Annotated in this window: 30 protein-coding genes and 3 tRNA genes; 4 read left to right on the top strand and 29 right to left on the bottom strand. The window is 73.3% G+C overall.

All coding sequences use genetic code 11. The features are described from left to right. Positions 1–47: 47 nt before the first annotated feature. On the top strand, positions 48–1,409 hold the full coding sequence (gene radA / locus BFL37_RS12765) for a DNA repair protein RadA (protein ID WP_086515487.1): 1,362 nt from the start codon (positions 48–50) through the stop codon (positions 1,407–1,409). A 34-nt stretch (positions 1,410–1,443) separates the two neighbouring features. Here the strand turns inward: radA and BFL37_RS12770 are convergent, their stop codons facing one another. The 16 genes from BFL37_RS12770 to BFL37_RS12845 form a co-directional block, all read right to left on the bottom strand. After that, positions 1,444–1,758, bottom strand: a complete 315-nt coding sequence (locus BFL37_RS12770; protein WP_086515488.1) for an ArsR/SmtB family transcription factor — start codon at positions 1,756–1,758, stop codon at positions 1,444–1,446. A 122-nt stretch (positions 1,759–1,880) separates the two neighbouring features. Beyond that, entirely contained in the window at positions 1,881–2,039 is a 159-nt protein-coding gene (locus BFL37_RS12775) for a zinc transporter permease (RefSeq protein ID WP_086515489.1), read from the bottom strand. 117 nt (positions 2,040–2,156) lie between these two features. Next, positions 2,157–2,816: a hypothetical protein gene (locus BFL37_RS12780; protein ID WP_086515723.1), complete on the bottom strand. Its 660-nt coding sequence runs from the start codon at positions 2,814–2,816 to the stop codon at positions 2,157–2,159. Positions 2,817–2,917: 101 nt separating this feature from the next. Continuing rightward, positions 2,918–3,460, bottom strand: coding sequence for an amino-acid N-acetyltransferase (locus BFL37_RS12785; RefSeq protein WP_086515490.1), 543 nt, complete (start codon positions 3,458–3,460; stop codon positions 2,918–2,920). A gap of 51 nt (positions 3,461–3,511) precedes the next feature. After that, positions 3,512–3,772, bottom strand: coding sequence for a hypothetical protein (locus BFL37_RS12790; protein ID WP_086515491.1), 261 nt, complete (start codon positions 3,770–3,772; stop codon positions 3,512–3,514). 1 nt (position 3,773) lies between these two features. Next, positions 3,774–5,360 carry a sensor histidine kinase gene (locus BFL37_RS12795; RefSeq protein ID WP_172403817.1) on the bottom strand — a complete coding sequence of 529 codons (1,587 nt, stop codon included), beginning with the start codon at positions 5,358–5,360 and terminating at the stop codon, positions 3,774–3,776. 86 nt (positions 5,361–5,446) lie between these two features. Continuing rightward, entirely contained in the window at positions 5,447–6,220 is a 774-nt protein-coding gene (locus BFL37_RS12800; protein ID WP_015491335.1) for a response regulator transcription factor, read from the bottom strand. A 138-nt stretch (positions 6,221–6,358) separates the two neighbouring features. Continuing rightward, positions 6,359–7,387: a TerC family protein gene (locus BFL37_RS12805; protein WP_086515493.1), complete on the bottom strand. Its 1,029-nt coding sequence runs from the start codon at positions 7,385–7,387 to the stop codon at positions 6,359–6,361. Positions 7,388–7,539: 152 nt separating this feature from the next. Next, entirely contained in the window at positions 7,540–8,478 is a 939-nt protein-coding gene (locus BFL37_RS12810; RefSeq protein WP_086515494.1) for a TolB family protein, read from the bottom strand. Further along, entirely contained in the window at positions 8,475–9,518 is a 1,044-nt protein-coding gene (locus BFL37_RS12815) for a sugar phosphate isomerase/epimerase family protein (RefSeq protein ID WP_086515495.1), read from the bottom strand. Before BFL37_RS12815 ends, BFL37_RS12810 begins: the two co-directional genes overlap by 4 nt. A gap of 110 nt (positions 9,519–9,628) precedes the next feature. After that, positions 9,629–10,417: an ABC transporter permease gene (locus BFL37_RS12820; RefSeq protein ID WP_086515724.1), complete on the bottom strand. Its 789-nt coding sequence runs from the start codon at positions 10,415–10,417 to the stop codon at positions 9,629–9,631. Next, positions 10,414–11,442: an ABC transporter ATP-binding protein gene (locus BFL37_RS12825; protein WP_241534077.1), complete on the bottom strand. Its 1,029-nt coding sequence runs from the start codon at positions 11,440–11,442 to the stop codon at positions 10,414–10,416. Before BFL37_RS12825 ends, BFL37_RS12820 begins: the two co-directional genes overlap by 4 nt. Next, positions 11,435–12,403: a SagB/ThcOx family dehydrogenase gene (locus BFL37_RS12830; RefSeq protein ID WP_086515496.1), complete on the bottom strand. Its 969-nt coding sequence runs from the start codon at positions 12,401–12,403 to the stop codon at positions 11,435–11,437. Before BFL37_RS12830 ends, BFL37_RS12825 begins: the two co-directional genes overlap by 8 nt. A 64-nt stretch (positions 12,404–12,467) precedes the next feature. Continuing rightward, positions 12,468–13,730: a YcaO-like family protein gene (locus tag BFL37_RS12835; protein WP_086515725.1), complete on the bottom strand. Its 1,263-nt coding sequence runs from the start codon at positions 13,728–13,730 to the stop codon at positions 12,468–12,470. Then, entirely contained in the window at positions 13,727–14,638 is a 912-nt protein-coding gene (locus tag BFL37_RS12840) for a TOMM precursor leader peptide-binding protein (RefSeq protein ID WP_086515497.1), read from the bottom strand. Before BFL37_RS12840 ends, BFL37_RS12835 begins: the two co-directional genes overlap by 4 nt. 10 nt (positions 14,639–14,648) lie before the next feature. Further along, entirely contained in the window at positions 14,649–14,876 is a 228-nt protein-coding gene (locus BFL37_RS12845; protein ID WP_086515498.1) for a hypothetical protein, read from the bottom strand. Between the two features lie 172 nt (positions 14,877–15,048). Here BFL37_RS12845 and BFL37_RS12850 point away from each other — a divergent pair, with 172 nt between their 5' ends. Further along, the gene (locus BFL37_RS12850) at positions 15,049–15,711 is read left to right on the top strand and encodes a YqaJ viral recombinase family protein (RefSeq protein ID WP_086515726.1); all 663 of its coding nucleotides are present in this window, start codon (positions 15,049–15,051) and stop codon (positions 15,709–15,711) included. 253 nt (positions 15,712–15,964) lie between these two features. After that, positions 15,965–16,921: an NADP-dependent oxidoreductase gene (locus BFL37_RS12855; protein WP_086515727.1), complete on the top strand. Its 957-nt coding sequence runs from the start codon at positions 15,965–15,967 to the stop codon at positions 16,919–16,921. A gap of 63 nt (positions 16,922–16,984) precedes the next feature. Here the strand turns inward: BFL37_RS12855 and BFL37_RS12860 are convergent, their stop codons facing one another. The 6 genes from BFL37_RS12860 to BFL37_RS12885 form a co-directional block, all read right to left on the bottom strand. After that, positions 16,985–17,578 (bottom strand): GNAT family N-acetyltransferase, encoded by a 594-nt coding sequence (locus tag BFL37_RS12860; protein WP_086515499.1) that lies wholly within the window; start codon positions 17,576–17,578, stop codon positions 16,985–16,987. A gap of 104 nt (positions 17,579–17,682) precedes the next feature. Then, positions 17,683–18,369 carry a 50S ribosomal protein L1 gene (rplA, locus tag BFL37_RS12865; protein ID WP_012299879.1) on the bottom strand — a complete coding sequence of 229 codons (687 nt, stop codon included), beginning with the start codon at positions 18,367–18,369 and terminating at the stop codon, positions 17,683–17,685. Between the two features lie 101 nt (positions 18,370–18,470). Further along, positions 18,471–18,902 carry a 50S ribosomal protein L11 gene (gene rplK / locus BFL37_RS12870; protein WP_012299878.1) on the bottom strand — a complete coding sequence of 144 codons (432 nt, stop codon included), beginning with the start codon at positions 18,900–18,902 and terminating at the stop codon, positions 18,471–18,473. A gap of 53 nt (positions 18,903–18,955) precedes the next feature. Then, positions 18,956–19,990: a transcription termination/antitermination protein NusG gene (gene nusG, locus BFL37_RS12875; RefSeq protein WP_086515500.1), complete on the bottom strand. Its 1,035-nt coding sequence runs from the start codon at positions 19,988–19,990 to the stop codon at positions 18,956–18,958. Positions 19,991–20,179: 189 nt separating this feature from the next. Beyond that, positions 20,180–20,452 (bottom strand): preprotein translocase subunit SecE, encoded by a 273-nt coding sequence (gene secE / locus BFL37_RS12880; protein WP_012039478.1) that lies wholly within the window; start codon positions 20,450–20,452, stop codon positions 20,180–20,182. Positions 20,453–20,538: 86 nt separating this feature from the next. Further along, positions 20,539–20,611: transfer RNA gene (locus BFL37_RS12885), tRNA-Trp, on the bottom strand. A 179-nt stretch (positions 20,612–20,790) separates the two neighbouring features. Here BFL37_RS12885 and BFL37_RS12890 point away from each other — a divergent pair. Continuing rightward, positions 20,791–22,020, top strand: coding sequence for a pyridoxal phosphate-dependent aminotransferase (locus tag BFL37_RS12890; protein ID WP_086515501.1), 1,230 nt, complete (start codon positions 20,791–20,793; stop codon positions 22,018–22,020). A gap of 33 nt (positions 22,021–22,053) precedes the next feature. Here the strand turns inward: BFL37_RS12890 and BFL37_RS12895 are convergent, their stop codons facing one another. From BFL37_RS12895 to BFL37_RS12930, 7 genes are all read right to left on the bottom strand, one after another. Further along, positions 22,054–23,208, bottom strand: a complete 1,155-nt coding sequence (locus tag BFL37_RS12895) for a UDP-N-acetylmuramate dehydrogenase (protein ID WP_086515502.1) — start codon at positions 23,206–23,208, stop codon at positions 22,054–22,056. Positions 23,209–23,215: 7 nt separating this feature from the next. Continuing rightward, positions 23,216–23,656 (bottom strand): MaoC/PaaZ C-terminal domain-containing protein, encoded by a 441-nt coding sequence (locus BFL37_RS12900; protein ID WP_086515503.1) that lies wholly within the window; start codon positions 23,654–23,656, stop codon positions 23,216–23,218. Further along, the gene (locus BFL37_RS12905; RefSeq protein WP_086515504.1) at positions 23,653–24,102 is read right to left on the bottom strand and encodes an FAS1-like dehydratase domain-containing protein; all 450 of its coding nucleotides are present in this window, start codon (positions 24,100–24,102) and stop codon (positions 23,653–23,655) included. Before BFL37_RS12905 ends, BFL37_RS12900 begins: the two co-directional genes overlap by 4 nt. A gap of 625 nt (positions 24,103–24,727) precedes the next feature. Beyond that, a complete protein-coding gene (locus tag BFL37_RS12915; RefSeq protein ID WP_086515505.1) occupies positions 24,728–24,919 on the bottom strand; it encodes a hypothetical protein in 192 nt (63 codons plus the stop codon). Between the two features lie 145 nt (positions 24,920–25,064). Further along, positions 25,065–25,138: transfer RNA gene (locus BFL37_RS12920), tRNA-Met, on the bottom strand. 38 nt (positions 25,139–25,176) lie between these two features. Further along, positions 25,177–25,248: transfer RNA gene (locus tag BFL37_RS12925), tRNA-Thr, on the bottom strand. 114 nt (positions 25,249–25,362) lie between these two features. Beyond that, positions 25,363–26,301, bottom strand: coding sequence for an aldo/keto reductase (locus BFL37_RS12930; RefSeq protein WP_086515506.1), 939 nt, complete (start codon positions 26,299–26,301; stop codon positions 25,363–25,365). Positions 26,302–26,309 lie beyond the last annotated feature (8 nt).

Consider the following 26,309-nt stretch of genomic DNA (forward strand, 5'->3'; position numbering starts at 1 on the left):
CGCCGGCCGGTCCTGCGGTGTCGGTGCCCGCCGGTAGAGTCCCCCGCATGGCCCGCACCCACTCCACGTACCGCTGCTCGGAGTGCGGGTGGACCACGCCGAAGTGGGTCGGACGGTGCGCCGAGTGCCAGAGCTGGAACACGGTCGCCGAGGTGTCGCAGACGCCCGCGGCCGCCGGCCGGGTCACCACGCTCACGCCCGCCGGATCCAGCCAGGCGCGCTCGATCATGCACGTCGGCACCGCGTCGGCCAGCCACCTGCCGAGCGGCGTCGGCGAGCTCGACCGGGTGCTCGGCGGCGGCATCGTGCCCGGCGCGGCCATCCTCATGAGCGGCGAGCCCGGCGTCGGCAAGTCCACGCTGCTGCTCGAGGTCGCGGCGCGCGCCGCGGCGAAGGGCGCGAAGGTCCTCTACGTCACGGCCGAGGAGTCGGTCGCGCAGGTGCGCATGCGCGCCGAGCGCACGGGCGGGCTGCAGGAGTCGCTCATGATCGCGGCCGAGACCGACCTCGGCACGATCCTCGGCCACATCGAGCAGGTGTCCCCGGATCTCCTCATCGTCGACTCGGTGCAGACCGTCTCCAGCAGCACGTCGGACGGCCTGCCCGGCCACCCGGGCCAGGTGCGCGAGGTCGCCGTCACCCTCATCCGCGTCTGCAAGGAGCGCGACCTGCCGCTGCTCCTCGTCGGCCACGTCACGAAGGACGGATCCATCGCCGGCCCGCGGCTCCTCGAGCACCTGGTCGACGTCGTGTGCCAGTTCGAGGGCGACCGGCAGACGTCGCTCCGCTTCATCCGCGCGCTCAAGAACCGCTTCGGCCCCACCGACGAGGTCGGCTGCTTCGAGATGGCGGGCGACGGCATCGTCGAGGTGCCGGATCCGAGCGGCATGTTCCTCTCGCGCGGCGTCCACTCCGTGAGCGGCACGTGCGTCACCGTCGCGATGGAGGGCCGCCGCGCTCTGCCCGTGGAGGTGCAGGCGCTCGTGGTCGACACGAAGGCGCCGCAGCCACGCCGGGTCGTCAACGGGGTCGATGCGTCGCGCGTCGCCATGCTCCTCGCGGTGCTGGAGAAGCGCGCCAACGTGCGGCTCTCGGATCGCGACGTCTACGTCTCCACGGTCGGCGGCGTGCGCCTCACCGAGCCCGCGGCGGATCTCGCCATCGCCGTCGCGCTCGTCTCCGCCGTCAACGGCAAGGCCATGCCGCACGACCTCGCGGCGTTCGGCGAGATCAGCCTCGCGGGCGAGATCCGCGGGGTCACGTCGGCGCCGCAGCGCGCGGCGGAGGCCCGACGGCTCGGCTTCACGCAGATCGTCGATGCCGAGTGGGGGCCGCTGTTCTCGGCGCTCGGCCGCGCGTTCTCCCTCGCGAAGGGCGAGCGGGAGAAGGAGCTCGACGAGGCGTTCTGATCCGTCGCGGGCGCGTCAGCTCGAGACGGGCGCGTCAGCCGGCGACGGGCGCGTCCTGGCCGTGCTCCCGCACGTGCGCCACGGCGTCCTCCACCACGTGCGTCACGTGCGTGTCGGCCACCTCGTAGTGGGCGATGCGCCCCGTGCGCTCCACGTTCACCAGACCCGCCGCCCGCAGCACGCGCAGGTGCTGCGACACGAGCGGCTGCGACAGCCCGGACTCGGCGACCAGCTCCGTCACGGTCATCTGCCGCGCCGCCAGCAGACCCAGCAGGCCCAGGCGCGCGGACGACGACAGGACCTTGAAGAGGTCGGCGGCCTGCTCGAAGCCGGCGGGTGGGTAGGTCACCTGGTCGATCCTAGGGCGAGGGAGACGGGCGGCCGGTCGCGGACATGACGACGGGGACCGGGCCGGAAGGCCTGGTCCCCGTCAGGATCCTCGCGCGTCGTCGCGCGTCGTCGCGCGTCGGATCAGTGCTCGTCGTAGTGGTCGCCGTGCTCGGCGTGCTTGTGGCCGTCGTGGACGAAGTCCACGTGGTCCTCGTGCGTGACGGTCTCGTGACCGCAGTCGGCGCCGTGCTGGTGCTCGGCGACGGTGTGCTCGGCGTGGGTCTCGGTGGTGTCGGTCATGGTGCGTCCTTCCGTGGGTGGAGCATCAGGATGACAGACGCATGCATGGATTGCAATGGATGCATCCAATCGATAACCGGGATCATGAGCGCGCACGGACGGGCGCCGCGGCGCCGGTCAGTACAGCAGGAACGACTTCGGCTCGGCGCTCTTCACGCCGGCCACCTCGACCGACAGCGTGTAGGTCGCGCCGCCGGCGGGGACGGCCGGGCGCTCCTTCTCCTCGCACGTGGTGGTGGAGGAACGCTGGCGCGACCACTCGAACGGCGACGACGTCTGCGGCGTGCGGGCGGCGAGCTCGACCTGCGCGTCCTCGGCGCCCGTCTGGCAGTCGGTCGACTTCCAGTACACGTCGGATCCGCTCGAGATCGTGAACACCTGCGTGGTCGTCCCGAGGTTCGCGGTGCAGGGCTCCATGCCCGTGTTCGTCACGGTGAAGGAGAGCTTGGGCAGCACGCCCTCCTTGTAGGAGGCGGCGTCGGTGACGGGGGTGACGGTCAGCTGGCCCGCGGCGCAGGATCCGTCGGCGTTCGTCTCCGTGCCGGCGCTCGCGCTCGGGGTGGGCGTCGGCGTCGCCTCGGGGGCGGCGCCCGCGTCGTCGGCGGCGTCCGCGCTGGGCGTGGCGCCGGGGGCGGCGGTGTCGGCCGCGCCGCGGCCGAGGTTCGAGACGATGATCACGATCACCGCGATCACGGCCACCACGACGAGCAGCGCGAGCAGGCGGCGACGGCGGTACACGGCCGCGGACGGGCGGCCTCCGGGCGAGGTCGAGGACATGAGCACAGGCTACGGTCGGGCGCGCGCCGGGCCGGGTCGGCGCGCCCGCCGCCCACGTCCCTCGGGGGATCCGGGGCCCGGGCGGACACCGGAGGGCCGGGTCAGAGGGCCTTGAGCATGCGCGTGTTGCCGAGGGTGTTCGGCTTCACGCGCGAGAGGTCGAGGAACTCGGCGATGCCCTCGTCGTGCGAGCGGAGCATCTCGTAGTAGATCTCCTGCGCGATGATCGACTCCGCGACCTCGTGGTAGCCGTGGCGCGTGAAGAAGCCGACCTCGAAGGTCAGGCAGAACAGGCGGCTGAGGCCGAGCTCGCGCGCGTCGTCCTCCAGGCGCTCGAGGATCGCGTGGCCGACGCCGGTGCCACGCGTGTGCGGGGCGGCCGCGAGCGTGCGGATCTCGCCGAGGTCCTCCCACATCACGTGCAGCGCGCCGCAGCCGACGACCTCGCCGGACGCGTCGACCGCGACCCGGAACTCCTGCACGTTCTCGTAGAGCACGACGAGGTCCTTGCCGAGGAGGATCCCCTCCATCACGAGCGGCTCGACGAGCTGCTGGATCCGGGGCACGTCGCCGGTGCGCGCACGTCGCACGGTGACGCCGCCTGCGGGCTCCGCGGACTCGACGACGACTGGCTCTGCGCTCACGATGACGACCCTCTCGATCCGCGGCTCGGGCGCCCGGATCAGGGGTCCAGCCTAGCGACGGGCGTCTCCCGCGTCCGGGGCGGTCGGCTCGGCGTCGGGCGGTTCGGCGCCGGGCGCGAGCCGCGCGATCATCCGCGGCGCGATCCACGCGATCGCCACCACGCCGACCACCGCCCGCAGCCCGGCGAACACGAGCACCCACCACCCGACCCCGTCGCCGCCGACGATGAGCGCGATCCCGATCACCACGAGCGCCGCGTCCGCGACGAACGGCACGCGCAGCCAGAACATGAGGCGCCGGACGGGATCCATGTCAGCCGGCCGCGATCGGGCCCGGCCGGTCCGCGACGGGCGCGCCCGACGGCGGCGCCCAGCGGTCGGACGGCGCATCGGCAGGCGCGCCCGACGCGACCCGCGCCTCCGCCGCACGCCGCTCCACCGGCAGCCGCACCCCGAAGACCGTGCGGCCCGGCTCCGACTCCACCCAGACCGCGCCGTGGTGCGCCGACACGATGGCCTGGGCGATGGCGAGGCCGAGGCCGGTGCCGCCGGTGGAGCGGGCGCGGGATCCGTCGCCGCGCACGAAGCGCTCGAACAGCGAGGCCTGCAGCTCGGACGGGATGCCGGGGCCGTCGTCGGTCACGCGGATCACGGCGTGCGCGTCCGCCCCGGCGCCCTCCACGGCGAGCGACGCGACGACGCGCGTGCCGGCCGGCGTGTGCGTGCGGGCGTTCGCGAGCAGGTTGACGACCACCTGGCGGAGCCGTGCGTCGTCGCCGGGGACGGTCACGGAGTCGTCCGGCAGGTCGAGGTCCCAGTCGTGGTCCGGGCCCGCGGCGCTCGCGTCGCCGACCGTGTCGAGGAGGATGCGCGTGAGGTCGACCGGATCCGACTCCAGCTCGCGCCCCTCGTCGAGGCGCGCGAGCAGCAGGAGGTCCTCCACGATCGTGGTCATGCGCACCGACTCCGACTCGATGCGCGACAGCGAGTGCGTCACGTCCTCGGGCAGCTGGTGCGGGCCGCGGCGCGTGAGCTCGGCGTAGCCGCGGATGGAGGCGAGCGGCGTGCGCAGCTCGTGGCTCGCGTCCGACACGAACCGCCGCACCTTCGCCTCGCTCGCCTGCCGCGACGACAGCGCCGCCGCGACGTGGCCGAGCAGTCCGTTGAGCGCGGCGCCCACGCGGCCGACCTCGGTGCGCTCGTCGGTGTCGGACTCCGGCACGCGCGCCTCGAGGGCGACGTCGCCGCGGTCGAGCTCCAGCGCGGCCACGTGGGTCGCCGTGTCGACGACCCGGTCGAGCGGCCGCAGCGCGCGGCGCACGATGACGGCGCCGAGCACGGCGGCGAGGGCGAGCGTGAGGGCGGCGACCACCGTGATCACCAGGACGAGCTGCTCCACCACGTCGTCGGCCGGCTTCGTCGGCAGTCCCGTGACGATGGTCGCGCCCGAGGACGAGGTGTCGCCGACGAGCCGGTAGCTGCCGAGCGCGCCGCCGAGGTCGACCGTGCGCGGGACGCCGTCGGTGGGCACGCTCTGCAGCTGCTGGCTCTGGCGCTCGGTGAGCTCCACCGCGCCGGCGCCGCCGGGCTCACCCTGGGCGGCGGAGCGGTCGGCGATGTAGCCGCCGGAGACGACGCCGTCGATGATGGTCGCGCTGATCGTGCCGACCTGCTGCCCGAACGCGCCGAGGCCGCCGGGAGGGGCGCCGGGGAAGCTGCCATAACCGCCCGGATCCTGGTCGACGAAGCTCTGCGACCGGGCCGCCGTGGCCTGCAGCTGCTGGTCGACCTGCTGCATCAGCGACGCCCGCAGCGCGAGGATGCTCACCGCGCCGATGAGGATGCTCGCGAGCGCCAGCAGCCCCACGACGCTGAGGACGAGGCGGCGACGCAGGGTCATGCCGCGCGCCGCGGTGGCCAGTCGATCGCGCAACGGCGGGGCACCATGCTGCCGCATCCCCTCCGGCTGCGTCCCCTGCGGCTGCGTCACTCCGCGGCCTTGAGCATGTAGCCGCTGCCGCGCACCGTGTGGATCATCGGGTTCCGCCCGGCGTCGATCTTGCGCCGCAGGTAGGAGATGTAGATCTCGACCACGCTCGACTTGCCGCCGAAGTCGTAGCTCCACACCCGGTCGAGGATCTGCAGCTTGCTCAGCACGCGGCGCGGGTTCCGCATCAGGTAGCGCAGCAGCTCGAACTCGGTCGCGGTGAGCTCGATCGGGTCGCCGGCGCGGGCGACCTCGTGGCTGTCCTCGTCGAGGGTGAGGTCGCCGACGCGGATCACGGGGTCGACGGTGTCGCTGACCACGAGGGTCGAGCGGCGGATGAGGCCGCGCAGCCGGGCGACGACCTCCTCGAGGCTGAACGGCTTGGTCACGTAGTCGTCGCCGCCGGCGGTGAGGCCGGCGAGGCGGTCGTCGAGCGAGTCCTTCGCGGTGAGGAACAGCACGGGGATGTCCTCGGCGTCGGCGCGCAGGCGCGAGAGCACCTGGAGCCCGTCGAGGTCCGGCAGCATGATGTCGAGCACCACGGCGTCGGGCTTGAACTCGCGGGCGGCGGCGAGCGCCTGGTGCCCGTTCTCGGCCGTGCGGATCTGCCAGCCCTCGTAGCGCAGCGCCATCTGGAGCAGGTCGGTGAGCGACGCCTCGTCGTCGACGACGAGCACCCGGATGGGCGACCCGTCGGCGCGGGTGAGGCGGGGCTGCGGGGCGGCGGCGGGCTGGAAGCCGGAGGGCGTTGCGGTGGTCACGGGATCCATCATCCGCACGTTCCTATGAGACGTCCATGAGGCGGCCATGGAGCGACTGCGGCGGCTCCGGGACGACGACGGGCCCGGGACGACGACGGGCCCGGCGCGTGGTGCGCCGGGCCCGTCGTCGATGCGGGGTCGTGCGGACGGCTAGTGCTTGTCCTCCGTCGCGCGCGTCACGGTCTCGCCCTCGACCGTCTTCCGGTCGCCCTTCTCCTTGTCGCCGCGGGTCTTCGCGAGGCTCGCGACGGTGGCGACCGCGATGGTCGCGCCGATGAAGAGGAGCGAGAACCAGATGGGGATCTCGGGCGCCCACAGCATCGGCTCGCCGCCGTTGATGAAGGGCAGCTCGTTGACGTGCATCGCGTGCAGCACGAGCTTCGCGCCGATGAACGCGAGGATGACCGCGAGGCCCTGCGACAGGTACACGAGGCGCTCGAGCAGGCCGCCGATGAGGAAGTACAGCTGGCGGAGCCCCATCAGCGCGAAGGCGTTCGCGGTGAACACGATGTACGCCTCGTTCGTGAGGCCGTAGATGGCGGGGATCGAGTCGAGCGCGAACACCAGGTCGATGAAGCCGATCGCGACGACGCACAGGAACAGCGGCGTGACGAAGCGCTTGCCGTCGATCTTGGTGGTGAAGCGGTCGCCGACGAACTCGTCGTGGACGGGGAGGATCCGGCGTGCGACGCGCACGAACAGGTTGTCCGCCGCGTTGCCGCCGTGGTCGCCCTTCAGCTGCTGGTACGCGAGCACGAACAGCAGGGCGCCGAAGATGTAGAAGACCCAGGAGAAGTTCTCGATGAGCGCGGCGCCGAGCGCGATGAAGCCGGCGCGCATGATCAGCGCGATGACGATGCCGATCATCAGCACCTTCTGCTGGTACTTCCGCGGCACGGCGAACCCGGTCATGATCAGCAGGAACACGAACAGGTTGTCGATCGACAGGGCCTTCTCGGTGAGGTAGCCGGCGAAGTACTCGCCGCCGTATCCCCAGCCGCTCGTGAAGCCGATGCCGACGCCGAAGAGCAGCGCGAGGCCGATGTAGAAGGCCGACCAGCGGGCGGACTCGCCGATGGTGGGCTCGTGCGGCTTGCGCACGTGGGTGAAGAACTCGTAGACGAAGAACGCGATGGTGACCGCGATCGTGATGAGCCAGGTGGTCGTGGTGATGTTCACGGGGGTCTCCGGTGATGAGGCCGACGGGAATCGGGGACGGCTGGGTGGCGCGCGGACTCGACCATGATCCCATGCGGGATGTCCTCACACCGGGGAAATGCCTGCGCCTACGCTCCGCGGATCGTCCGTGCCGCGCGCTGTGCGCCGCCGCGTCAGGTCAGGCTCGGCGCCTCGAACGGGTACGCGACGTAGGCGAACCGGCGCGAGTCCGGCGCCCAGCTCGTGACGTTGATGGTGCCCTGGCCGCCGGGGAAGGCGGCGAGGTCGCGCGTGCGGTGGCTCTGCCGGTCGATGACGCGGAGGATCACGTCGCGGTCGGCCGGATGCCCGAGCGTGCCGGGCGGGAAGCTCAGGTAGACGATGTGCTCGCCGTCCGGCGACGGGTGGGGGAACCAGTTGACGCGCTCGTCGGACGTGAACTGGTGCGTGTCGGTGCCGTCGACGCGCATCGTGAACAGCTGCGCGTGGCCCGGCGCGTCCGACCCGCGCTCGGAGTTGAAGTAGAGCCAGCCGCCGTCGGGCGAGAACTCGACGCCGTCGTCGGGGAAGCCGTCGTCGGTGAGCTGCGTGGTGGGGCCGCCGTCGACGGGCACGAGGTGGATGTTCGTGGTCCACTCGCCGCGCGCGTCGACCTGGCCGCCGATGACGCTGAGCATCGAACCGTCGGGCGAGACGCCGTGCAGGTAGTTCTTGAAGCCGAGCGCCGGATCCCGATCGGCCGTGATCCGCCGCCCCTCCCCGCCCGCGCCGTCGTTCCAGAGGACGTCGTAGAGGTGGCCGTCGCGGCCGGAGACGTAGACGTGCGCGCCGTCGGGCGACATGACGTGGTCGTTGTTGATGGGCGGGACGCCGCCGAGGTCGACCGCCTGGAAGTCGACGGCGGGCTCGGGCAGGTCCGGATCCGGCTCCTCGGCGTCGGGCGCGGGCAGCCGCCACAGCCCGCCCTCGGCGTTGACGACGAGCCAGCGGCCGTCGGGCGTCCAGTTGGGCGCCTCGATGTGCAGCACGGCCGACTCGGCGACCATGCGCTCGGCGCCCGTCTCGACGTCGACGACGAGGAGGCGGGCCAGCTGGCCGTCGCGCAGCGTCACGCGGTGGTTCCGGTGGGCGCGTCGTCCCGGTTGTTCGCGAACGCCGAGTCGAAGAGGTTGTCGGGCGTCGGCCAGAGGAGGGAGCGCACCTGCGCGAGGGCGTCGGGGGCGCCGTGGAGTCGGTCCATCCCCGCATCCTCCCACTCGACCGAGACCGGGCCGTCGTAGCCGATGCTGCGCAGCGCCCGGAACGCCCGCTCGAAGGGCACGTCGCCGTGGCCGACGGAGACGAAGTCCCAGCCGCGGCGCGGGTCGCCCCAGCCGAGGTGGGATCCGAGCCGGCCGCCGCGGCCGTTCGAGGTGCTCACCTTCGTGTCCTTGGCGTGCACGTGGTAGATCCGGTCGGCGAAGTCGAGGAGGAAGCCCACCGGGTCGATGTCCTGCCACATCATGTGGCTCGGATCCCAGTTGAGCCCGAAGCCGGGGCGGTGCCCGATGGCCTCGAGCGTGCGGCGGGTGGTCCAGTAGTCGTAGGCGATCTCGCTCGGGTGCACCTCGAGCGCGTACCGCACGCCCTCGTCGTCGAACACGTCGATGATCGGGTTCCAGCGGTCGGCGAAGTCCTGGTAGCCCGCGTCGATGACCGACGCCGGCACGGGCGGGAACATCGCGACGTACGGCCAGATGCGGGATCCGGTGAAGCCCGTCACGCGCGTGACCCCGAGCCCGGCGGCCGCCTTCGCCGTGAGCTTCAGCTCCTCGGCGGCGCGCTGGCGCACGCCCTCGGCCTCACCGTCGCCCCACACCTTCGAGCGGAGGATCGCCTGGTGCCGGAAGTCGATGGGGTCGTCGCACACGGCCTGGCCGGTGAGGTGCTGCGAGAGCGCGGACACCCGGAGGCCGTGCCGCTCGAGGATCTCGAGGCGTCCGCGGAGGTACGCCGGCTCCTCCGCCGCGCGCCACACGTCGAGGTGCTCGGCGGAGCACGCGATCTCGAGGGCGTCGAAGCCCCAGCCGCTCGCGAGCCGGGCGACCTCCTCCAGCGGCAGGTCGGCCCACTGGCCGGTGAAGAGCGCTACGGGCGTGGTGATCTGGGGCATGGTTCCCTCTCGTCGACGGTGACGGGTGATGTGCGGTGCGGTGGCGCGGCCCGGTGACGGCGCGCGGGATCCACGCTACACACCGGGCCGCGCCCGCTCACGGGTGGGCGTCAGCGAAAGTTCGCCGACTGCGTGCGCTGGTAGCCCGCGAGGGTGATGCCGCCGAGGAGCAGCGCCCAGGCCGCGAGGAGGAGCAGCGGGATCCCCGTCGCGGCCGTGTCGTGCCGGGCCGCGGCGCTCGTCAGCGTGCTCCATGCGCCCGTCGGCAGCAGCACAGTGAGGGACTCCCACGGGGTGCCGCTCGTGTCGCCGCCCGTGAACAGGCCGCCCGCGAAGGACAGTGGCAGGTACACGAGGTTGGCGAGGCCGAGCGCGCCGCGGGCGGGGAACCAGTAGCCCATCGCGAGCCCCAGCAGCGCCATCGGGACGGCGCCGGCCACGACGGCGAGCGCGACGGCGCCGAGCGTCGGCGCGTCCACCCGGACGCCGCCCGCGAGGACCCCGACGGCGACCACCGGGATCACGAACGCCACCCCGAAGACGCACGCGACCGTGAGCTTGGCCGCGAGCCGGATCCACGCGGGCACCGGGGCCGTGAACAGCCAGCGCTCCCACGGCGATTCCCGGGCCGACGCGACGCCGACCCCGAACTGGAACGTCACCGTGCCGAGCACCGAGAAGAGCACGTAGCCGAGCAGCACGCTGAGCCTCGCGCTCGGCGGACCGCCCTGCGGCAGGCCGACGACCGCGTAGATGAGCACGGGGTACGCGAGGAGCGGCAGCACGAAGGCGGGCATGCGCGCGTTCTGCGCGAGCTCGCTCACGACGTGGGCGCGGTAGATCGCCAGCCGGCGGCGCGCGGTGGGGCGGGTCGGGGTCGTCGTCGGCGCGGCGGTCATCGGGGGCACCCCACGGGACCCTCGGCGCCCACGGGACCCTCGGCGCCCACGGGACCGCCAGCGCCCACGGGACCGCCAGCGCCCACGGCATCCGCGGCGCGCGACGGTTCCCCGGGGATCGCCTCCGCGCCGCCCGCCAGCACGCGCTCCACGATCTCGCCGAGTCCCGGCTCGACGACCGTGATGGCCGGCTGCGGCACGGCGGCGAGCACGAGCCCGGCGACGACGTCCGAGCGGTCGGTGTCGATGACCCACCGGATCCGCTCGAGGCCGCGGGGCTCCTCCCCCGCCTCGGGCACCGCGCCGCATGACCGCAGGCGCCGCGCCTCGGCGGCGGTCGCGTCGAAGCCGACCCGCCGCACGCCGGTCAGCCCGCGGAAGTCGGCGGCGGTCCAGTGCCCGACGACGCGACCGTGGTCGAGGCAGACGACGGTGTCGGCGAGCGCCGCCACCTCCTCCATGTCGTGCGACGCGAGGAGCACGGTGCGCCCGGAGTCGCGGACCGCGGCGATGGCGTCGCGCACGGCGGCCCGACCCGGGATGTCGAGCGCCGCGGAGGGCTCGTCGAGCACCACGACGGGCGTGCCCGCGCCCACGACGCAGGCGAGGGCGACGCGTCGGCGCTCGCCTCCGCTCAGCCCGCCGGTCTGGCGCGCCGCGAGGCGGTCGAGGTCGAAGCGGTCGATCGCCGCGGCCGGCGTGAGCGCGCCGGCGTGCGGCACGAGGGCGAGCGCCAGCACCTCGCGCACCGTGAGGTACTCGGGGAACGCGAGCGCCTGCGGCATCACGGCGACCAGCGCCGCCGTGGGCCCGCCGCGCCGCACGTCGTGGCCGAGCACGCGCGCCCGGCCCGCGTCCGGGCGCCGGGTGGCGGTCAGGACGTCGATCGCCGTCGTCTTGCCGGATCCGTTCGGCCCGAGCAGGGCGTGCACGAGCCCCGGTGCGAGCGAGAAGGACGCGCCGTCGAGCGCGCGCGTCCGACCGAAGGTGCGCGTGATCCCGTCGAGCTCCACCGCGTCAGTCATGCGACGCCTCCTCCCGCGCCAGGCGCCGCGCGCCCGGCTCGGCGCCGCCGAAGGAGATCGCGTACAGGGACGACTGCGTCACGCCGTCGAGTCCGAGCACCGCGTCGAGCTCGTGGTCCACGAAGCCGACCCAGCCGAGGACCGGCAGCCCGAGCGCCGTCGCGACCAGGAGCGCGTTCTGCCCCACGTGCCCGGCCTCGAGCAGGGTGAGCCGGTAGCCGCGCAGCCCGTACTTGCAGCGGGAGCGCTCGAAGCTGCCCGTGATGACGACGGTCACCGCGGCGGTCTCCGGGATGGGCGCCATGAGCGAGGGCGCTGCCCGGCGGAAGCGCGCGAGCCGCCCGTCGCGGTCGAGCCCGGAGACGTCGACGAGCGTCTCCTCCAGGGGGTCGAGCTGGTGGATCCCCGGCTCGAGCCCCACGACCGACCGCGCGACCACGTGCAGGTCGAGCGGGTACAGCCCGCCGCCCGACGGGACGAACCGACCCGGCGTGCCGCCGCCCCGCGGGCCGTACGCCAGCCGCAGCACCGTGGCGAGGTCCGCGAGATCGACCGGACGCCCGAGCGTGCGCGGATCCGCCGACCGGCGCGCCGCCAGCGTCGCGCCCAGCTCGTGCCGGAGCGGGAGCGCACGCGGCAGCGGGAGCGCGGGGAGCAGCCGCGGCGCGGAGGTGGCACCGCCCGGGCCGGCGTCCGCGACGCCCTGGGCCTCCTGTGCCATCTGGTGCGCGTACCGGACGTCGGTCCAGCCGGGGTGGGTGATCCGCGTGATCTTCGACGCCTCGTGGAAGTCCTCCGCGGGGTCGCCCGCCTGCCGGTCGACGGCGCCTCCGACGCTGAAGATCGGCCCCACGCTCCCGAGGGACCGGGCGGACGCGGCGCCACCGGGATGCGCCGGGGCGGACGGATCCGTCGGGGCCGCCACCCGGTCGGGTGCGGCGTCGGTCTCGATGGTGCTCATGGGATCCTCCTGGTGCTGCGGGCGGTGGGCCGGACGACGCCGGCGGGGACGCGGGCGCGGGCGGTCACGGGAACGGGTGCGGGACGGGGACGAGGTCGGCCGGCCCGTCGAGGGCGGGCCCGTCGCGCCACCGCCGGTAGAGGCGCGGGTGCCCGAGGAACCGGGCCGCGTGGACCACGTCGAGCGCCACGAGGTCGGGGCTGAGCGCCCGCACCACGTGGAAGCCGGCGGCGCGCACCTCGGGGGCCGTGATCTCCGTGAGCAGCACCTCGATGCCCTCGCGATCGAGCCCGGTCACCACCGCGGCCCAGCTGGCCGGGCCGCCGACGGCTGCGACCCGCTCGTCCGACGCGTCGAGCGCGGCGGTGAGACCGCGTGCCGATGGGCGGCAGTGCAGCCGGATGTGGTCCTCGAACTCGACCACGTCCGCCGGGTCGATCGTCGGCTCCGCCAGCAGCCGCAGGCACCAGTTGTGCGTGTGCAGCGCCTCGCGGACCGCGTTGAGCACGGCCCGGTCGAGCCGGAAGTCGGCCGCGCAGCCCACCGCGACCCCGATCCGGTCGCTGCGCATGACGGCCAGCAGCACGGGCACGTCGGCGGCCGCGTCCAGCACGCGCACCGTGAACGACGCGCCGAACCGGCCGCACAGCTCCTCGAGGCGCTCGAGCTCGCGCAGCGTGGCGGCGGTCAGCCGGGGGCTGCCGCGCCAGTCGAAGGCCGGGGGCGTGGATCCGCGCAGCCACATCCGCTGGAACGCGTCGCGCTCCACGAGCTCGAGCACGGCGCGGCCGGCCGCGAACCCGAAGTGCGGCCCCGCCGCGACCCCGGACGACGTCGCCGGCTCCACGTGCGGCTCGCGGTGCCCGTCGGCCCGGTGCGGGTCGTCGAACACCACGAGCTGCGCGGGCACGTGCACGGTCGCGCCGCCGTGCAGGGAGCGCGCCGGCATCCAGGTGAGGAGGTCGCCCTGCTCGGCGCGCTCGTAGTGGAAGGACGGATCCTCCCGCTGCGCGGGGTGGAAGCGCTGGAAGGCGTCCGGCCCCACCTGGCGGGCGTCGGCGCCGAGCGGCGCGCACAATCCGCCGGGCGCGCCCGCGAGCGACATGCGCTCGACCGCCTCGCCGATGCAGGACCGGCGGGCCTCCAGCCGGGATCCGCCGGGCCCCATGCTGAAGCGCTCGGACGGCGTGCCGGTGAGGAACTCCGTGTCGGCGGACCGGCCCGAGTACAGCGCGTCCGGGATGGCGTCGGGCGTGAAGGCCATGGGATGCGCGTGCTCGACGAGGCCGGTGTACGGGCTGACGACGCCCGCGCCGCCGCGGCTCATGCCCGCCACGGCGAGACGATGCCCGCGTAGGGACGGGGACCGCACGTGCCGCAGCGCGCGACCCGGAAGACGGCGTGCGCCTCCGCCTCCATGACCTTGGGCTCGATGACGAGCACGGTGCTGGCGACGAGCCAGTCGTGCGCGTGGATCCACCGGGCGGCGTAGCGCGCGGCGAACCCCGCCGTGATGGCGTCCAGGCTCGGGTCGCGCGGCACGACGGCGACCGCGTCGGCCGCCGCGGCGTGGTCCGCCGCGAACGGCGTGGTCGACGCCCAGCGCAGCGCGACGCACTCCAGGCACGGCCCCTCGCCCGGGACGATCACCGGCCCGACGAGCTGGAACCGGCCGTCGAACGGGTGCACCGGGAGCCACGCGCGACCGGCGGCGTGCATGCGCGCCCCGACGTCGCGGAGGACCGACCGGGATCCGGCCGCGATGACCAGGTCGGCGTCGGCCTCGTCGCCGAGCTCGGCCGAGGGGAGGGCCTCCGCGAGGCCCGTGAGCAGCGAGGGGATCATGTCGCCCACGAGCGCCACCTGGGCGGGCGAGGCCGGATCGCGCACGGGCCCGAGCCCGGTGCGGTCGCCGCCGTTGCGCCGCGCCTCGTCGAGGACGTGCGCGAGCTCGTCGGGCACGGATGCCGCGGAGCCGGCCGGCGCCCCGACCACGACGTCGCGCAGCACGAGCTCGTCGACCAGGCGGGCCACCGCCGGGGCGTGGGCGGCGAACGCGCGGTCGACGTCGGCGCGCGTGAAGGGACGGGAGAGGAGACGCGACACCGCGGAGACGGCGTCGCCCGAGGGCAGCTGCAGGGAGACCAGCTCACGACCCCCGAGGAGGTGGAGGGTGTCCTCCACCTCCCCGGCGGCGTAGCGGGGACTCACCGAGTACGTGGTCGACGAATCCATGCGCGGGCGATCAGCGAGGCTGCTGGTGGCCGCTGCCGCTCGACGAGCACGTCGTGCTGCAGCACAGCGTGACGTCGCCCATCACGAGCTCCTCCTCCGCGCCGCGGTGCGTGATGGTGAAGCCGAAGGCCTCCGCCAGCAGCGCGTCGGACGTCTCGTGGCCTCCGGCCGCGGGCGCGACCTCGGGTGCGGTGGTGCGCGACGGTGCCGGGGCCGCCGTCTCCATGAGCAGTGACATTGCCGTTCCTTCCTCTGGGTGGGTGGGACGACGTCTTTCTAGCACGATCCTCCGTGCCCTGGGCAGATGCGCATCACCTGTTGACAACCGGTCCGGATCGCGGCACGATCCGCCCGCGTCGGGGCCGTCCGGGTCGGATCCGGCGCGTACCCTGGAGCCCGTGACGGACGAGATGCTGGCCTTCCCCTGGGAGGACGACCTCGCCCCCGCCGCCCCCGCGCCGCCCCCTCCCCCGCCGCACCTGACGCGCATCGTCGCCCACTCGTCGGATCGGGTCGCCTGGCTCCGCGCCCGCAGCTTCGGCATCACCGCGACCGACGTCGCGCGCCTCGCGACCGACGCGTCGCTGCAGGCCGTCGCGCTCGAGAAGCTCTACGGATCCGGCTTCGGCGGCAACCGCTACACCGACCACGGACGGGAACGCGAGCCGGAGATCGCCCGCTGGGTCGAGGCGGAGCACGGCATCGTGCCGAGCGCGCACCTCTTCCACGCGCCGGGCCAGCGGCGCCACCTCGCCACCCCCGACGGCGTGGGCCTCCGCGCCGACGGCCGGCTCGAGCTCGCCGAGATCAAGACCACCGCGAAGCCGTGGCGCAGCATCCCGCGCAACTACCTGCGCCAGATCTGGTGGCAGCAGTACGTCCTCGGCGCCGAGCGCTCGCTCATCGTCTGGGAGCAGCACGTGGACTTCGTGCCCGTGCACGACATCCCGAAGTGGAAGTGGATCGACCGGGACGAGGCCGAGATCGCCGCGCTCGTGGCGCGCGCGAACGACCTCATCGCCCTCATCGTGCGGATGGCCAACGCACCGGCGGGAGCCCGCGGCCTGGCCTGATCCGGCTGCCACCCGCCCGACACCGCGACCGCTCCCGCGCATTCTTCTCGCCCGGGGAACACCGCGGAAACACGCCCGACTCACTCGGCGACTTCACTGGACGAGCGGGGGCCAGTGGGATCCACCATGTCGCCGCGTTCCGAGGAGGGGTCGCACGATGAGCCAGGTCGTCCAGTCGAGAGCCGGCGTCGCCGCCGAGGCCGAGCGGGACCGGGCGGCCGCCGCGGTCGCCCTCGCACCCCACGGCGAGACCATGCGCGCGGTCGTCGTGACGGAGACGGGCGGACCCGACGTGCTGCACCTCGCCGACGTCCCGGTGCCGCACCGCCTCGACTCCGAGGTGCTCGTCAAGGTCGTCGCCGCGGGCGTCAACCCCATCGACCTCCGGCTCCGCGCGGGCGAGCCCGGCGGCCCGACGCTCGGCAGCCTGCCCGCGGTCCTCGGCCGCGACTTCAGCGGCGTCGTGGTCGAGTCTCCCTACGAGGACCACGCGCTGCATCCGGGCGACGAGGTGTTCGGCCTCGCCATGGTGCCGCGGATGCCCGGCAGCTACGCCCCCTACATCGCCGTCCCGAGCGTGAGCCTCGCCCGCAAGCCCGCGCGCCTCTCGCACGTCGAGGCCGCCGCGACGCCCGTGAGCGCCCTCACCGCGTGGGGCATGGTCGTCGACATCGGCAAGGCGCACGAGGGCCAGGTCGTCCTGATCCACGCGGGCGCGGGCGGCGTCGGCCACTTCGCGGTGCAGTTCGCCCGCCACTTCGGCGCCCGCGTCGTCGCCACGGGCTCGCCCCGCAACGTCGACTGGCTGGCGGAGCTCGGGGCGGACGAGGTCATCGACCGGACGCAGGTCCGCTTCGAGGACGTGCTCGCCGACGTCGACGTCGTGATCGACCTGGTCGGCAACTGCACGGACGACACCGGCACCCGATCCCTCCAGGTCCTCCGCCGCGGCGGCCTGCTGGTGAGTGCGCCCGTGCGGGGCTGGCCGACCCTCGTGCAGGACGCCCGCGCGGCCGGCGTGCGCGCGACGCACTACGAGGTCGCACCCGACGGCCAGACCCTCGCGGTGATCTCGCGCCTGCTGGAGTCGGGCGACATCAAGGTCTACGTCGACGAGGTCTTCGACCTGGAGGACGCGGCCGAGGCGCACCGCCACATGGAGAGCGGCCACGCGCGCGGCAAGGTCGTGCTCAACGTGGCGCGGGGCTGACCGCGGCGACGGTCGCGGGCGCGCTCGACGTGGCGCGCAGCCGATCCGGGACCGCCCCGCGCGTCAGGCCGTCGCGACGAGCGCGCGCTCCATCACGTGATCCGTCTCCACCGCGTCCGATAGCCGGAACGACCGCGTCCCGACGATGCGGAAGCCGCTGCGCTCGTAGAAGCGGATGGCGCGCGCGTTGTGCTCGTTGACGCCGAGCCAGATCCCGGCCCCCGCATCCCGTCCGCTCTCGCCGGCGAGCTCGCGCGCGATCCGCAGCGTCTCCGCCATGAGCGGCCGCGCGACCCCCACGCCGTGGGATCCCGCCTCGACGTACACCTTGCTCAGCTCGATCTCCGGCCGCAGCCGCAGGGCGCCTGCCACGTCGGGATCGGCCGGCGGCGCCGCGACGACCATCGTGTACCCGACCGTCTGCCCGTCGACCTCGGCGACCACCACCCGGCGCGCGGGATCCGCGAGGTGCGCCCGGAATCGCGCGGGCGAGAGCACGGTCCGGATGTGCTCCGCGATCGCCTCGGCCGTCGTGGTCGGCGGGCACGCGAGCGCGAAGGTGCGGGCCGCGAGCGCGGCCACGTCGTCCGTGTCCGCGGGCGCGGCGACGCGGAGGGACGGGGCGGAGGGGGCGACGGCGGGATCCGGGATGCTCACCCTGGAGAGCCTAGGCAGCCGAGACCCGCGGGAACGAAGGAAGGGCCCGCCGAGGCGGGCCCTTCCTGTGCTGCTGGTCGTGCGTGCGCTTCCGCGCGGTGGGGCTAGATGGAGTTGACGTCCACCGGGATGCCGGGGCCGAAGGTCGTGGAGACCGTGGCCTTCTGCACGTAGCGGCCCTTCGAGGAGGACGGCTTGAGGCGGACGATCTCCTCGAGCGCGGCGCCGACGTTCTCCGAGAGCTGCTCGGGCGAGAAGCTCGCCTTGCCGACCACGAAGTGGACGTTCGCGTGCTTGTCGACGCGGAACTCGATCTTGCCGCCCTTGATGTCGGACACCGCGCGCGCGACGTCCGGGGTGACCGTGCCGGTCTTCGGGTTGGGCATGAGGCCACGCGGGCCGAGCACCTTGCCGAGACGACCGACCTTGCCCATGAGCTCGGGCGTCGAGACGGCGGAGTCGAACGACGTGTAGCCGCCCGCCACCTTCTCGATGAGCTCATCGCCGCCGACCTCGTCGGCTCCGGCGGCGATGGCCGCCTCGGCCGCGGGGCCCGTCGCGAAGACGATGACGCGAGCGGTCTTGCCGGTACCGTGAGGAAGGATGACGGTGCCGCGGACCATCTGGTCTGCCTTGCGGGGGTCGACGCCGAGCTTGAGCGCGACCTCGACGGTGCTGTCGAACTTGCTGGAACCGGTCTCGCGCGCGAGCTCGACGGCCTCCGAGGCGGTGTACGCCTTGGTGAGGTCGATCTTCTCGGCTGCGGCCCGGTAGGCCTTTGACTTCGCCATTCGTGTCTCCTGATTCGAGAGTGCGGTTGATGTGAGCCTGGCCGGCTCTCCCGCGTGATGCTGGAGCGGATCCCGGACGGGATCCACTTGGGTGGTGGAGGCTAGGCCTCGACCGTGATGCCCATGGAGCGGGCGGTGCCGGCGATGATCTTCGCCGCGGCGTCGATGTCGTTGGCGTTGAGGTCGGCCTGCTTCTGCTCGGCGATCTCGCGGACCTGGTCCATCGTGAGCTTCGCGACCTTGACCGTGTGCGGCGTGCCCGAGCCCTTGGCGACTCCGGCGGCCTTCTTGATGAGCTCCGCTGCCGGGGGCGTCTTCAGGATGAACGTGAACGTCCGGTCCTCGTAGACGGTGATCTCGACGGGGATGACGTTGCCGCGCTGCGACTCGGTCTGGGCGTTGTACGCCTTGCAGAACTCCATGATGTTGACGCCGTGCTGTCCCAGCGCCGGCCCGATGGGCGGTGCGGGGTTGGCGGCGCCGGCCTTGATCTGCAGCTTGATCAGACCCGTGACCTTCTTCTTCGGTGCCATTTCTCTTCCTTCTTCTTGATTGCTAGATCGAGCGGGCCGCGCGGCCCGACCGCCTAGAGCTTGGTGACCTGGTCGAAGCTGAGCTCGACCGGGGTCTCGCGCTCGAACAGGGAGACGAGCACCGTGAGCTTGCCGCTCTCGGGCTTGATCTCGCTGATGGAGCCGGGGAGGCCCGCGAACGAGCCCTCCTTGATCGTGATGGTCTCGCCGATCTCGAAGTCGACCTCGGCGGCGATGACGCGCTGCGCCTGGCCGCCCTTGGTGGGCTGGCCCTTGACCTGCGCCACCTCCTTGATCTCGACGAGGCTCTTCAGCATGGAGAAGGCCTCCTCGAAGCGGAGGGGCGTGGGGTTGTGGGCGTTGCCGACGAAGCCCGTGACGCCGGGGGTGTGGCGGACGACCGACCAGCTGTCCTCGTTGAGGCTCATGCGCACGAGCACGTAGCCCGGGATGCGCACGCGGTTGACCATCTTGCGCTGGCCGTTCTTGATCTCGACGACGTCCTCCATCGGGACCTCGATCTGGTAGATGTCGTCCTCCATGTTGAGCGACACCATGCGGTTCTCGATGTTGCTCTTCACGCGGCGCTCGAAGCCCGCGTAGGAGTGGATGACGTACCACTTGCCCGGCTTGGAGCGGAGCTCCTTGCGGAAGTCCTCGTAGGGGTCGACGTCGGCGGCGTCCTCGGACGCGTCGGCGTCGGGCACCAGGTCGGCCTCGGCCTCGGCGATGTCGTCGGCCGTGGCGGGCGTGACGTCGGCGGGCTCGAGGGCCTCCTCGGCCGCCTCCTCCTCCGCCTCGTCGTCGGTCGCCTCGACGGCGGCCTCGGCCTCGTCGGGCGAGTCGACGTCGAGCGCGTCCTCGACGACCGCGTCGGCCTCGGGGTCCTCGACGGACTCCATCGCGTCGAGCGCCGCCGTCAGGTCGGTCTCGACGGTGTCGCCCTCGACGTGCAGGGCGGTGTGCTCCGCCGCGTCCGAGCTCTCCTCGGAGGACTCGATGGCGTGGCCCTCCTGGACCTCGTCCACCTCGGAGGACTGCTCCGCCGCGGGGGCGAGGTCGACGTCGTCGCGCTTGCTCTCAGCCAATGGATCTACTTCCCTCGTTCTTCGTCGTGCATTGCCGTTCGTCGTGCCGTGCTGCTCTCGGGCACCGGGCCGCGCTCCTGCGGGGATCCGCCGCGCTCCGGCCGCTCGTGCTCCGCGGCGCCCGGATCCGTGGATCCTCTGCGCCGCCCGCCCTCCGGCCCGTGCCGCCTCCGCGTGGAGGCCCTGGTGCTAGGCGCCGTTGCCGAACACCACGATGGCGAGGTACCCGAACAGCTGGTCGAGGAGCGAGACGATCACCATCATGACGATGACGAAGGCCAGCACCACTCCCGTGAACGTCAGCAGCTCCTTGCGGGTGGGGGTGACCACCTTCTTGAGCTCCTGCACGACCTGCTTGATGAAGAGCACCAGCCGGGCGAAGGGGTTGCGTCGCGCGTCCCGCTGCTCGCGAGCCTGCGCGACGATCTCCTCGCTCGGCTCGTCGACGATCTTCCGCGCCACGCGTGGGTCCCTTCCTGCATTGCTCGGCTGCGCCCGGAGTTCGGGCGAGCCGCGATGTCACGCGCCCGGGGACCCGTTCCATCTAGCAGGGCGGACAGGACTCGAACCTGCAACCTGCGGTTTTGGAGACCGCTGCTCTACCAATTGAGCCACCACCCTCTGCGTCGACACCCGCCTGCCCCTGCGCTCCTCGACCGTGCGAGCACGGTGGGAAGAAGGCGCGGAAGAGCATGGCGGAGATACCGACCCGGACGAGTGTACCAGCATCCGCGGGCACCCGGTCGGGCCGGCCGCCGAAGCGACCCGGCGGCCCCGCGTGGCGCCCGGCCCGCATCCCTATGCTCGTCAGCATGGCCGAACCGCAGAGCACCGTCCCCCTCAGCCGCGTCTCCACCCGCATCGGATCCATCGCCGAGTCCGCGACCCTCAAGGTCGACGGCAAGGCCAAGGCCCTGCAGGCCGCCGGACGCCCCGTCATCAGCTTCGCCGCGGGCGAGCCCGACTTCCCGACGCCCGACTACGTGGTCGAGGCCGCGGTGGAGGCGGCGCGGGATCCCCGCAACCACCGCTACACCGCCGCCGCCGGCCTCCCCGACCTCCGCGAGGCCATCGCCGAGAAGACCCGTGCGTCGTCGGGCCTCGACGTCGGCATCGACCGGATCATCGTCACCAACGGCGGCAAGCAGGCCGTCTACCAGGCGTTCCAGACGCTGCTCGACCAGGGCGACGAGGTCCTCGTGCCCACGCCCTACTGGACCACCTACCCCGAGGCCATCCGACTCGCGGGCGGCGTGCCCGTCGACGTCTTCGCGGGCGCCGACCAGGGCTACCTCGTCACCGTCGAGCAGCTCGAGGCCGCGTGGACCCCGCGCACCAAGGTGCTCCTCTTCGTCTCGCCGTCGAACCCCACGGGCGCCGTCTACTCGCGGGAGCAGACCCGGGAGATCGGCGAGTGGGCCGAGTCGAAGGGCCTCTGGGTCATCAGCGACGAGATCTACCAGGACCTCGTCTACGACGGCGCCGAGGCCGCGAGCATCGTCGACGTCGTGCCGGCGTTGGCCGACCGCACGATCCTCGTCAACGGCGTCGCCAAGACCTACGCCATGACCGGCTGGCGCGTCGGATGGATGGTGGGACCCGCCGACGCCATCAAGGCCGCCGGCAACCTGCAGTCGCACCTGTCGTCGAACGTCTCGAACGTCTCGCAGCGCGCGGCCGTCGCGGCGCTCCGCGGCCCGCGCGACACCGTCGACCGGATGCGCGAGGCCTTCGACCGCCGACGCCGCACCATCGTCGCCGAGCTCGACGCCATCCCCGGCTTCGTCACGCCCACCCCGCAGGGCGCGTTCTACGTCTACCCCGACGTCACGGGCCTCTTCGGCCGCGACATCGACGGCGTCACGCCCACCACCTCGCTCGAGGTGGCCGACGTGCTGCTGGAGAAGGCGGAGGTCGCCGCGGTGCCCGGCGAGGCGTTCGGCCCGAGCGGCTTCCTGCGCTTCAGCTACGCGCTCGGCGACGACGCGCTGCTCGAGGGCGTGCGCCGGATCCGCGACCTGCTGGCCTGATCCGCCGCCCGGACCGAGCGGGTCGGCCCGCCCCTAGAGAGACAGGCCGACCAGCACGGGCTCGGGCTGCAGGATCACGCCGTGCTCGCTCATCACGCGGCCCTGCACGTAGCGCGCGAGGGCGGCGACGTCCTCCGCGGTCGCGGTGCCGCGGTTGGTGAGGGCGAGCGTGTGCTTCGAGGAGACGGCCGCACCGGATCCCGGCAGCCGGAACCCGCGACGCACACCCGAGCGCTCGATGAGCCACGCGGCGCTGAGCTTGACGCCCGCGGGCTCGCGGCGGCGGCGCGCGGCGGCCTCGCGCTCGATCGCGTCGGCGACCTCCCACGCGTCGCCGAGCGGCACGACGAGGTCCTGGGGCGGGTCCTCCTGCGGCCAGCGCGGGGCGTCGGCCGGCAGCGTGCGCGCGAAGGCGGCGCTGACGATGGGGTTCGTGAAGAAGGACCCGGCGCTCCAGGTGTCGGGATCCGCGTCGTCGAGCACCATGCCCTTGGACGCGCGGAGCGCCAGCACGGTCTCGCGCACGCGCGCCACGGGAACGCGGTCGCCGAGCTCCACGCCCAGCGCGCCGGCGAGCTGCGGGTACGCGACGGGCAGGCCGAGCGCGTCGGGGCCCTCGCCGCGGGTGAGCGCGAAGTCCACCGAGAGCACCACGCCGACCCGGCCGCGCTTGAGCGACGACGTGCGGTAGCCGAGGCCGAGGTCCGCGGCGCCCAGCCGCTCGACCTCGCCCGTCTCGTAGTCCAGGAAGTCGACGCCCTCGAGCACGTCCGCGACCTCCTGGCCGTACGCGCCGATGTTCTGCACGGGGGAGGCGCCGGTGGATCCGGGGATCCCGGACAGCGCCTCGAGGCCCGCGAGGCCGTCGGCCACCGTGCGGGCCACGAGCGCGTCCCACGGCTCGCCCGCCTGCACGCGCACGAGGACGGTGCCGTCGGCCCGCTCCTCGCCGACCTCCACGCCGCGGGTCGCGATGCGGATGACCGTGCCGGCGACGCCCTCGTCGGAGATGAGGGAGTTGGATCCGCCGCCGAGGACCATCCAGTCCTCGCCCACGGCCCAGAGGCCGAGGAGGGTGTCGACGAGCTCGTCGCGCTCGCTCACGGTCACGAGCTCCTCCGCCGGCCCGCCCACGCGCAGCGTGGTGAGCTCGGCGAGCGGCGCGTCGCGGTGCGTCTCGATCGTCACGGGGGCCCTACGCCAGCCGGACCTGCGCCTGCGCGCGGCCCAGCACCGTCTTGCCCTCGACCGAGACGGCGATGTCGATGCGGACGGTCCCGGCCTCGGCGTCGATGGCGCCCACCTTGGCGACGACCGTCAGGGCCTGACCGTCGGCGGGATCCACCACCACGGGGCGCGTGAAGCGCACGCCGTAGGAGACGATGCGCGACGGATCGCCCGCCCAGTCGGCCACGGGCTGCACGGCCTGACCCATCGTGAGCATGCCGTGCGCGAGGACGCCGGGCAGCCCGACCGACGCGGCCACGTCGTCGCGGTAGTGGATGGGGTTGAAGTCGCCCGACGCGCCCGCGTAGCGGACGAGGGAGTCGCGCGTGAGGTGCAGGGACCGCTCGGCGACGACGTCGCCCACGGCGAGGTCGGCGAGGACGGGCACGGCGCCGGCCGCGGCGCTCACGCGTCGTCCCCGCGGACCACGAGGGTGGAGACGGCCGTGACGACGTGGGCGCCGGATCCGTCGACCATCGCGGACTCGGCGGTCACCATCGCGTTGCCGCCGAGGGTCGCCACCTTCGTGACGGTCAGCGTCGCGGTGAGCTCGTCGCCCGCGACCACGGGCCGCGAGTACGTGAAGGCCTGCTCGCCGTGGACCACGCGGCTGAAGTCGATGCCGGCGTCGGGCTCCGCGAGCAGCTGCGCGAGCGTCGCCTCCTGCACGACCACGGGGAAGGTGCTCGGCGCGACCACGTCGGCGTGGCCCGCGGCACGCGCGGCCTGGGGGTCGAGGTGGACGGGGTGGGTGGCGCCGACGGCGCGGGCGAACTCGCGCACCTTCTCGCGTCCCACCAGGTACGGGGCGGCGGCGGGGAGCACGCGGCCCTGGAGCTCTGGATTCACTGGCACCGGACGATCCTACGCGGCGGCCGTCCGCGCGCCCGGGCGGACGGGCGACCGCCGGGCATGCGAGAGCCCCGGCCCCCACTCCTCGTGGGGACCGGGGCCCGGGTCCGCGATGCTGCCGCTGCGGCGTCAGCTGCCTACTGGCAGGAGTCGCACTGCAGGAGCTCCATGGGGTCGACGGGGATCGCGTAACCGCCGACGGTGTCGTTGTTGTCGTAGTCCATGGGTGCCTCCCGTTGTGTCTGGTCGGGAACCGCCGGTGCGGCTCCTCAGGTCTCGTGGCTCTCGCCCCGATGGCCTCCGGATCCGCGTCTTCGCGAGGATCCGGTGTGCTCGGCCACCCGGTGGGGCGGTGAGGTTCTCCACTATATAACCCGAACTACAGACCTGTCATTCCACTACATCTAGTGTTTCGGCGTGTCGCGGCGCCTTCCGCGTCGTCATGCGGATCCGGGCAGGCGAGCGTGATCCCGCGTCCGCGTCGGCCCGGCGTGTCGCCTCGATCGAGCTCCTCGGCGGGTGCCGGGACGGCCGGTCGCGACCCGTCGGGCCGAGCCGCACGGGACGCACGAGGGCCGCCGCGAACGCGTCGCGGCGGCCCTCGTGCGCTCGGGGCGCGGGATGCGGATCAGGCGTCGCCCTCGCGGGCCTCCTTCTCCTCCTCGGACTCGCTCGCGGTGTAGTCGCCGCCGGCGGCTGCCTCGCGGCGCTCCTCGTCGTGCGCGTCGGGGACGGGGTTGCCCTGGGTCTTGTAGAGCACGTCGTCGTGCTCGGCGCCCGTGGCGTGGTCGGGGTGGTCGGGGGATTCGTGATGGGTCATGCCCGGAGGCTACGCCGTGGCCGGGGACGCCGGAAGGCCGGGCGCCGCGGGAGGACACGCGGGCAGAGGAAAGGCCCCGGAACCTGGCGAGAGGTGTCCGGGGCCTATCGAGGAGGACGGATCCGTGTGAGGACCCGCGCTTCCGTAGCGGGAGCGGGACTTGAACCCGCGACACCACGATTATGAGCCGTGTGCTCTAACCACCTGAGCTACCCCGCCATGACCCTCGTCGTCGACCGCGGCCGACTGAGGTATCGAGCCCCCAGTGAGGATTGAACTCACTACCTCTTCCTTACCAAGGAAGTGCTCTACCAATGAGCTATGGGGGCGTGCCCGGGCGCGTCGGAGACGCGCTGGAACCATACGACGATAGCAGGTCCGGGACCGCCCGCGAGACGCGTGACGGCCCCGGACCGGGGCACGGCCGACGGGCGAGCGGAGGATCAGACCGCGGACAGGTCCCGGAGCTCGCCGGCCGTCAGCTCGAGCTCCACCGAGGCGAGGAGGTCCGGCAGCTGCGTGAGGTCGCGCGCGCTCGCGATGGGCGCGGTGACCGAGGGCTGGGCCCGGAGCCACGCGAGCGAGACCGTCGTGACGGAGACGCCGTGGGCCTCGGCGACCCGGTCGAGCACCTCGAGGAGGGCACGGCCGTGGTCGTCGTAGTACTTCGAGGCCGTGCCGGCGCGGGGGCTGTCGACCTCGGAGCCGCGGTACTTGCCGGTGAGGAACCCGCTGGCGAGGCTCGAGTACGGGGCGGATCCGATGCCCTCGCGGACGAGCAGGTCGGCGAGCTCCCCCTCGTAGTCGTCGCGGGCGACGAGGTTGTAGCGGTTCTGGAGGACCTCGAAGCGGGCGATCCCCTCCCGCGCGGAGACGTCGAGCGCCGCCTGCAGGCGCTCGGCCGTGAAGTTGGACGCGCCGATCGCGCGGACCTTGCCCTCGGCGACGAGCTCGGCGAGCGCCGTCACGGTCTCCTCGATCGGGGTGTCCCGGTCGTCGACGTGGGCGTAGTAGAGGTCGATCGCGTCGACGCCGAGCCGGCGGAGGCTGGCCTCGACGCCGCGGCGGACGCTGTCGCGCGACGTGCCCTTCGCGGCCTCGTGCGCCCCGACCTTGGTGGCGATGACGAGGCCGTCGGGCCGGCCGCGCGACGCGAGCCAGCGGCCGATGATCTCCTCGGACTCGCCGCCGGAGTTGCCCGGCTTCCACGCCGAGTAGACGTCGGCGGTGTCGACGAAGTTCCCGCCGGCCGCCGTGTAGGCGTCGAGGAGCTGGAACGAGGTGGCCTCGTCGGCCGTCCATCCGAAGACGTTGCCGCCGAAGGACAGCGGGAACACCTCCAGGCCGCTGGATCCGAGGGGCACGCGTGCGGGGTCCGTCATTGCTGATC

Source organism: Clavibacter michiganensis, assembly GCF_002151125.1.
GTDB lineage: Bacteria > Actinomycetota > Actinomycetes > Actinomycetales > Microbacteriaceae > Clavibacter > Clavibacter michiganensis_C.

Bases quoted from the DNA above. Each gene is read 5' to 3' on its own strand.
- BFL37_RS12930 (WP_086515506.1), bottom strand. From the start codon at position 26,301: ATGACGGACCCCGCACGCGTGCCCCTCGGATCCAGCGGCCTGGAGGTG.
- BFL37_RS12855 (WP_086515727.1), top strand. From the start codon at position 15,965: ATGCGCGCGGTCGTCGTGACGGAGACGGGCGGACCCGACGTGCTGCAC.
- rplK (WP_012299878.1), bottom strand. From the start codon at position 18,902: ATGGCACCGAAGAAGAAGGTCACGGGTCTGATCAAGCTGCAGATCAAG.
- BFL37_RS12840 (WP_086515497.1), bottom strand. From the start codon at position 14,638: ATGGATTCGTCGACCACGTACTCGGTGAGTCCCCGCTACGCCGCCGGG.
- BFL37_RS12915 (WP_086515505.1), bottom strand. From the start codon at position 24,919: ATGACCCATCACGAATCCCCCGACCACCCCGACCACGCCACGGGCGCC.
- BFL37_RS12795 (WP_172403817.1), bottom strand. From the start codon at position 5,360: ATGACCCTGCGTCGCCGCCTCGTCCTCAGCGTCGTGGGGCTGCTGGCG.
- BFL37_RS12845 (WP_086515498.1), bottom strand. From the start codon at position 14,876: ATGTCACTGCTCATGGAGACGGCGGCCCCGGCACCGTCGCGCACCACC.
- BFL37_RS12825 (WP_241534077.1), bottom strand. From the start codon at position 11,442: ATGACTGACGCGGTGGAGCTCGACGGGATCACGCGCACCTTCGGTCGG.
- radA (WP_086515487.1), top strand. From the start codon at position 48: ATGGCCCGCACCCACTCCACGTACCGCTGCTCGGAGTGCGGGTGGACC.
- BFL37_RS12830 (WP_086515496.1), bottom strand. From the start codon at position 12,403: ATGAGCACCATCGAGACCGACGCCGCACCCGACCGGGTGGCGGCCCCG.
- rplA (WP_012299879.1), bottom strand. From the start codon at position 18,369: ATGGCGAAGTCAAAGGCCTACCGGGCCGCAGCCGAGAAGATCGACCTC.
- BFL37_RS12775 (WP_086515489.1), bottom strand. From the start codon at position 2,039: ATGACCGACACCACCGAGACCCACGCCGAGCACACCGTCGCCGAGCAC.
- BFL37_RS12820 (WP_086515724.1), bottom strand. From the start codon at position 10,417: ATGACCGCCGCGCCGACGACGACCCCGACCCGCCCCACCGCGCGCCGC.
- BFL37_RS12800 (WP_015491335.1), bottom strand. From the start codon at position 6,220: ATGATGGATCCCGTGACCACCGCAACGCCCTCCGGCTTCCAGCCCGCC.
- BFL37_RS12890 (WP_086515501.1), top strand. From the start codon at position 20,791: ATGCTCGTCAGCATGGCCGAACCGCAGAGCACCGTCCCCCTCAGCCGC.
- BFL37_RS12780 (WP_086515723.1), bottom strand. From the start codon at position 2,816: ATGTCCTCGACCTCGCCCGGAGGCCGCCCGTCCGCGGCCGTGTACCGC.
- BFL37_RS12850 (WP_086515726.1), top strand. From the start codon at position 15,049: ATGCTGGCCTTCCCCTGGGAGGACGACCTCGCCCCCGCCGCCCCCGCG.
- BFL37_RS12790 (WP_086515491.1), bottom strand. From the start codon at position 3,772: ATGGATCCCGTCCGGCGCCTCATGTTCTGGCTGCGCGTGCCGTTCGTC.
- BFL37_RS12815 (WP_086515495.1), bottom strand. From the start codon at position 9,518: ATGCCCCAGATCACCACGCCCGTAGCGCTCTTCACCGGCCAGTGGGCC.
- BFL37_RS12835 (WP_086515725.1), bottom strand. From the start codon at position 13,730: ATGAGCCGCGGCGGCGCGGGCGTCGTCAGCCCGTACACCGGCCTCGTC.